6 protein-coding genes and 1 pseudogene are annotated in these 6,628 nt (G+C 73.6%); 3 read left to right on the plus strand and 4 right to left on the minus strand.

The annotated features are described in order from the left end of the window. The coding region (locus ABT300_RS39895; protein ID WP_351686835.1) for a PP2C family protein-serine/threonine phosphatase at positions 1–1,083 on the minus strand (1,083 nt) is incomplete at its 3' end. Positions 1,084–1,431: 348 nt separating this feature from the next. Here ABT300_RS39895 and ABT300_RS39900 point away from each other — a divergent pair. After that, positions 1,432–1,896, plus strand: coding sequence for a hypothetical protein (locus ABT300_RS39900; RefSeq protein WP_351686838.1), 465 nt, complete (start codon positions 1,432–1,434; stop codon positions 1,894–1,896). Positions 1,897–1,915: 19 nt separating this feature from the next. Here the strand turns inward: ABT300_RS39900 and ABT300_RS39905 are convergent, their stop codons facing one another. Further along, positions 1,916–2,371: a MarR family winged helix-turn-helix transcriptional regulator gene (locus ABT300_RS39905; protein WP_351686840.1), complete on the minus strand. Its 456-nt coding sequence runs from the start codon at positions 2,369–2,371 to the stop codon at positions 1,916–1,918. A 102-nt stretch (positions 2,372–2,473) separates the two neighbouring features. Here ABT300_RS39905 and ABT300_RS39910 point away from each other — a divergent pair, with 102 nt between their 5' ends. Next, entirely contained in the window at positions 2,474–3,931 is a 1,458-nt protein-coding gene (locus ABT300_RS39910; protein WP_351686843.1) for an MFS transporter, read from the plus strand. Positions 3,932–4,108: 177 nt separating this feature from the next. On the opposite strand, the gene ABT300_RS39915 is transcribed toward ABT300_RS39910, so the two are convergent. Next, complete coding sequence (locus ABT300_RS39915) at positions 4,109–5,107, minus strand: helix-turn-helix domain-containing protein (protein ID WP_351686845.1); 999 nt, start codon at positions 5,105–5,107, stop codon at positions 4,109–4,111. Positions 5,108–5,162: 55 nt separating this feature from the next. Then, positions 5,163–6,137 (minus strand): alpha/beta hydrolase, encoded by a 975-nt coding sequence (locus ABT300_RS39920; protein WP_351686848.1) that lies wholly within the window; start codon positions 6,135–6,137, stop codon positions 5,163–5,165. A gap of 220 nt (positions 6,138–6,357) precedes the next feature. Between ABT300_RS39920 and ABT300_RS39925 the strand changes: the two are divergent. After that, positions 6,358–6,628 (plus strand): annotated as a pseudogene (locus tag ABT300_RS39925) (TerC family protein); the annotation flags it as partial.

Genomic DNA, 6,628 nt, shown 5'->3' on the forward strand with positions numbered 1-6,628 from the left:
GTCGTCGTGGCGGCGGCCGTCCGCCGCGAAGCCGCGGGCGTCCTCGTGCAGGGCCCCGGGCAGCTCGGTGGGGGAGCGGTCGAGGTGTTTCATCAGACGCTCGTCGAGCGGATAGAACGTGCCGTCGGCGGCACGGGTCTCGGTGAGTCCGTCGGTGGTCAGCACCAGCGTGGCGCCGTCCGGGAACGCGAACCAGTCCACGGTCGTGGGCTCGACGGCCAGCTCGGCGAGGCCCAGCGGCACGCCCGGGTCCACCGCGGCCGTGGTGACCGCGCCCTCGTGCACCAGACGCGGGGGTATGTGGCCGCAGTTGACGATCTGCGCCTCGTCGTCCGCGTCGACGCAGACGATGAGGGCGGTCACGAACCGTTCGTCGTCGCCGGTCTGTTCGGCGTAGGAGTTGTGCCGGACGACCGCGGCGTCCAGGGCGTCGACGAGTGCGGTGAGCGTGGGCTCCCGGTAGGCCGCCTCCCGGAAGGCGCCGATGACGGCGAACGCGGCGCCCACCGCGGCCAGGCCCTTGCCCTGGACGTCCCCGATCAGCACCCGCGTGCCCCACGGCGAGTCGACCACGTCGTAGATGTCGCCGCCGACGAGCCGGTCCTCCTGCACGGGCTCGTAGACGCCGTTGACGAGGACGTCGTCGGTGAGCAGGGGGAGGGGGTGCAGGATGTGCCGCTGCATGGCGGCGGCGGTGGAGCGCAGGCGCAGCATCTCCTGCTCACGCGCGATGCGGCGGTGGCAGGCGTACACGGAGACGACCCCGAGGACCAGGGTGAGCAGCACCAGCAGACTGCGGTCCAGCCACCTGGCCCCGTCGCCGGCCCGCAGGAACAGGGTGAGGGAGACGAACAGGGTGGTCCACGCGGCGACGAACCTGGTCTGCTGCACGGTGCACAGCGCCGACGCCGTACCCGGCAGGAAGACCAGGAGCCCGAGCAGCCACACCTCGGACCCGGACAGCACGCCCAGCACCTCGACCAGCACCGTCACCGTGAGCACGCCGACGACCGTCTCGGCGTTGCCCGGGGGCTCGATGGCGTCGAGGGCGCCGGCAGGTCTCTTGCGACGGATACCGATCATGGGGGCTCCCGGGCGCGTGGCGATCCTCTCCACCTTAGACAGACCGGCGGCGCCGGCGTCAGGCCGACCCGGCGGGCCGGGGGGCGAGGGCCCGACCCCTCGGCCACGGTGCGCGGGGCGCGCGGCCGCGCTCAGTCACCGCTTCTCGGCGCCGCGCGGCGCCGGACCGTTCGGGCGGCGCGACGAGGGCCCGGGGCGGAGGCGACGCCTGGGACCGACCGGCTCGCCGTCGGGCCGGGTCGGCCGCCGGGCGGGTGAACGCCGGAGGGGGCGCTGCCGTACCCCTCGACGTGTGCCCGTCGTCGGGCGCGCACGGAGCAACGCCGCCACGCAGATACGGAGTCGTACGTGCCTCAGCAGCCCCCGGCCCGCCTCCCGCGCGCCGCCGCCCTGACCCTGCTCCTGTTCGCGACCGCGTGCGGCGGCGGAGCGGACGGCGCCGCAGGGAAGGACGAGCCGACGCCGACCACGGTGACCGCCGCGGCGGCGGCCGGGGTCGTGGCGCCGGCGAAGGTCGAGGTCATCGCGGGACTGACCGGCTGCAAGGCGACCATCCGCATCGAGGCGGCGGAACTGCGTCAGGGGGTCTGTCACTCCGCGGGGGCCGACTACCTCATCACCACGTTCCCCGAGGAGCGGCACAAGGAGACCTGGCTCGACGCCGCGGCGATCTACGGCGGGCGGTACCTGGTCGGCTCCCGCTGGGTGGTCAGTGCGCAGCCCGAGGCGCTGACCCGGTTCCAGCCCAAACTCGGCGGAGAGATAAGGCAGTTGGGAGCGGCGGGACCGTCCGTCGCGCCGAGCGCTTCCTGACGCGAAAAACCCGTGCGGGCTACGGGCGCGGCCAGGGGCGTCCGCCGATGGCCTCGATGCCGTTGTTGAAGCGCCGCAGGTAACCCGCGAAGGCCGCGATGTCGTCGTCGGACCAGTCGTGCATCACCTGGTCCAGGATCTCGATGATCCCTTCCCGCTCCATGTCGAGCAGGCGCAGTCCCTCGTCCGTGAGCCGGAACTTGCGGGCCATCCCGCCCTCCGGATCGGGGATGCGCTCGATCAGCCGCGCCCGCATCGCCGCCGCCGTCTGCCGGTTGAGGGTGGACGCGTCCAGCCCGAAGGCGTCGCTGAGCTCCCCGATCGACATGGGCCCCTGCACCCGGATCCGGCTCAGCAGGACGTAGGCGCTGCGCTCCAGGACGCTGTTCTTGCGGCGGCCGCCCCGCTGGTTCAGGAACGTGTGACGGCTCAGCAGCATCTGCTCGTACTCGACCTCGTGGGCGGGCGTCTCCATGCCCCCATCCTGGCATATCGATGTGTATGGGACACATCATGTGCGCGATACACATTGCATGTACCATGCACATCGTTGCGCACCCCTTCCCGAGGAGTCCCTATGGGCGCCCCCGCCCTTCAGCCCACGGCCCGCCCCGGCGCCGTGATCGCCACGCTGGCCTTCGCCGGCACCACGGCGGCGATCATGCAGACGCTGGTCACGCCGCTGATCGCCGAACTGCCGCAGATCCTGGACACCTCGTCCTCCAATGCGGCCTGGGTGATCACGGTCACGCTGCTGGTGGCGGCCGTGTGCGTGCCCGTCGTCGGCCGACTCGGCGACCTCGTGGGCAAACGCCGGATGCTGCTGGCCTGCTCGGTGCCGCTCATCGTCGGCTCCGTGCTCTGCGCGTTCGCCTCCGACGTGGTGACGATGATCGTGGGCCGCGGTCTGCAGGGCATGGGCATGGGCATGGTGCCGCTGGGCATCGCGCTGCTGCGGGACGTCGTGCCGGCCGAGAAGCTCAGCGGCTCCATCGCGCTGGTCAGCGCCTCCATGGGCATCGGCGGCGCGATCGGCCTGCCGCTGGCCGCCGCGGTCGCCCAGTACGCGAACTGGCGTGTGCTCTTCTGGGGCTCCGCCGCACTGGCCGTCGTCGTCGCCGTGCTGATCTACACACTCGTCCCGGACGTCCCGGCCGGCGCCGCGGGCCAGCGCTTCGACCTGCCCGGCGCGATCGGCCTCGGCATCGGACTGGTCTGCCTGCTGCTCGGCGTCTCCAAGGGCGGCGACTGGGGATGGGCCTCCGGCGCCACCCTCGGTCTGTTCGCCGCCGCCGTCGTGGCGCTGGCCGGCTGGGGCCGCTGGGAGATGCGCACGACCGACCCGCTGATCGACCTGCGCACCACGGCCCGTCCCCGGGTGCTGCTCACCAACCTCGCCTCCGTCTTCATCGGCTTCGGCATGTACGCGAGCATGCTCGTGATGCCGCAGCTGCTCCAGTTCCCGGAGGCCACCGGCTACGGCCTAGGCCAGTCGATGCTCGCGGCGGGTCTGTGGATGGCGCCCGGCGGCCTGACGATGATGCTGGTCTCCCCCCTCGGCGGGAAGCTCACCAACGCCCGCGGCCCGAAGGTCACGCTGGTCTGCGGCGCTCTGGTGCTGGCGGCGGGCTACTTCGTCTCGCTGGCGCTGATGGGGTCCGCCTGGGGCGTCATGGTGGTCACGCTCGTCACCAGCGGTGGCGTGGGTCTCGCGTACGGGGCGATGCCCGCCCTGATCATGAGCTCGGTCCCGCAGAGCGAGACCGCCTCCGCGAACGGCTTCAACACCCTGATGCGCTCGCTCGGCACCTCGATCGGCTCCGCGGTCATCGGTGTGATCCTCTCCCAGATGACCACGACCATGAGCGGTCACACCTTCGCCTCCGAGGACGGATTCCGCACCGCGCTCCTCGTCGGCGGCGGCCTCGCGCTGGTCTCCGCGGCCATCGCGGCCGTCATCCCCGCGGCGCGTCCCGCCGTCGCGGACGAGGACGCGGCCGAAGCGGAGGGCGAGCTCCAGAAGGCCAAGGCCTGAGCGGACCAAAGTCTGAGCGGACCAAAGTCTGAGCGGACCAAGGTCTGAGCGCACCGGGGGCGCGGGTGCCCGGGGCGCGGGTCGCCCGGGGCGTGCGGCGTCCGGGGCATGGCCGGTCCGGGGCGCGGGGCGCGGGGGCGATCGCGTCGGTCGGCCCCGCCCCCGGCGCTCGCGTGCCTACGGCCGGGTCAGCCTCCGCATGGTCAGCGCGAGGTGCAGTCGCAGTCGTCCCTGCGGGGTGCGCACCGGCCAGCCCAGCAGGTGTTCGGCGTGCGCCAGCCTGCTCTGGAGCGTGGAGTGGTGCACGTGGGCCTCGGCCGCGGCAGCCCGCAGGCTCGCCGTCGTGGCGACGGCGTACAGCGTGCTCAGCAGCCAGGGCGCGTCCGCGGCGACCGCGTCCAACGCCCGGACGTCGGGCGGCGGTTCGGCGCCCGCAGCGATGAGGTCGGCCAGCAGCGCGATCCCGCCGAGCTCCTCGGCGTACACCACCCGGGGCCCGGGATCCAGCGCTCCCCCTTCCGCGGTGAACCGCAGCGCGGTCCGGGCGGCGTCCCACGACCCCGGCAGCTCCAGCACGGACACGGCGGGGCCGACACCGGTGCGGACGGCGGCCGGCTCGGCGCTGCCGGGTGCGGCGGAGGCGGGGACGACCCTGGGCGGGCCCGCCGCGGCAGCGAGGGCGCGGGCCGGCGCGCGCACGTCGAGGCCGAGACGGCGGGCGGCGTGCAGCCGGGCCGGCTCGGCGGCGCCGGCGTCCACCAGCGTCTCGACGAGGGCGGGATCGTCCAGCGGGACCCGGCCGCGGGTGCGGTCCAGGACGAGCCGGGCAGCGCCGGAGGCCCGCTCCAGGATCACGGCGTCGACCACGCTCGGTCTCGGGTCGGCGCGTTCCAGCCAGAAGGCGGGCGCTCCGCCCGGGGTCAGCGCGGCGGACGGCCAGGCGGGGTCCGGCGGCGGCCCGGAGTCCCGCCGGACGCCGTCGGCCTCGATCCGGATCCGCACCCCGCGGTCCGCGTCGACGAGCCGCGCCGGCACCCCGGCGAGCACCGCGGCCCCGCGCACCAGCGCCTCGGCCCCGGCGCGGCCCTCCGTCAGCCGGTCGAAGTAGGCGATGACGCGGACGGCGGCGCCGGCGTCCGGGTCCAGTGCCGTCAGGCGCCCCGCCAGCTCTTTCATATGCTCATCATGCGCCACACACTCCTCGCGGAGGAGGGTCGAGGCCGTGCCACGGCTACTCGGCGAGCAGTCTGCGCAGCCAGTCCAGCTGGGCCGCCCGGGCCGCCTTCGACAGCGTCGCCTGCGGCGCGAAGCCGTCGAAGCCGTGGAAGCCGCCCGGCCACACATGCAGTTCGGCGACCCCGCCGACCTGCCAGATCCGGGACGCGTAGTCGACGACCTCGTCCCGGAAGGTCTCGGCGGAGCCCACGTCGAGGAAGGCGGGCGGCAGCCCGGACAGGTCCCCGGCACGGGCGGGCGCCGCGTACGGCGACACGTCCGGGCCGCCGCGCGCCGCTCCGAGCAGCGCCGTCCAGCCGGTGTCGTTGGCGGTGCGGTCCCATATGCCGAGGCCCGCCATCTGGTGGGAGGAGACGGTGTCGTTGCGGTCGTCCAGCATCGGGCACATCAGCAGCTGGCCGACGGGCCGCGGGCCGCCGCGGTCGCGCAGCAGCAGGGCGAGCGCCGCCGTCAGCCCGCCGCCCGCGCTGGCGCCGGCGATCACGATGCGGTCCGGGTCCGCGCCGAGCTCCTTGGCGTGCTCCGCCGTCCACAGCAGCCCGGCGTACACGTCCTCGACGGGCGCGGGGTGCGGGTGCTCGGGCGCGAGACGGTACTCCACCGACACCACGACCAGGTCCAGCTCCCGCGCCCAGTCCAGTGCCACGTCCACCCCGGACCGGTTGTCGCCGAGGACCATCCCGCCGCCGTGCACGTGGTAGACGACGGGACGCGGCCGGTCGGACGCCGGCGAGGCGGGGCGGCAGATCAGCAGGGAGATCTCCGGGGAGCCCTCGGGCCCCGGCACGGTGCGGTTCTCGACTGTGAAGGCGCCGCCGGCCGTCAGGTCCAGCTGGGCGAGCATCGCCGTGGCCGGGCCCTGACGGGCGGCCTCGATGTCCTCCAAGGCCAGGCCGGGCTGGATGAAGTCCTTGATCAGTTCCAGGGCGGCGGCGAGTTCGGGGTCGAACGGCGGCGGGACGGATGTCATGGCGTCTCCTCGGCGGGGCGGCTCGTGCAGCCATGATCCGGGCACGCGCGCCCCCACGGAGCACCGCCGTTCGGCGGAAGCTCCCCGCCGTTCGGCGGGCACGCCGGGTGCGCTCCGAACCTTGCCAGGACATGACCTTCTGTTCATCTGGCAGGGGTGGAAATTCGGCCGCTGGTGCGACAACGATTTTCACCCCCACACCTGCGCCAGGAGTACCCCTGTGAACGTCTCGCTCTCCGTCTGGCTGTTGACCGTCGCGGCGCTGTGCGCGCTGGTCGCCGCCGACTTCTTCATCGGCCGCAAGCCGCACGACGTCTCGGTCAAGGAGGCCGGGACCTGGACCGTCGTCTGGGTCGTGCTGGCCTGTCTGTTCGGCATCGGGGTGTTCGTCTTCGGCGGGGGCAAACCGACGGGGGAGTTCTTCGCCGGGTACATCACCGAGAAGTCGCTCAGCGTCGACAACCTCTTCGTGTTCGTCCTGATCATGGGCA

It is taken from the genome of Streptomyces sp. NPDC001027, assembly GCF_040299045.1.
Lineage (GTDB): Bacteria > Actinomycetota > Actinomycetes > Streptomycetales > Streptomycetaceae > Streptomyces.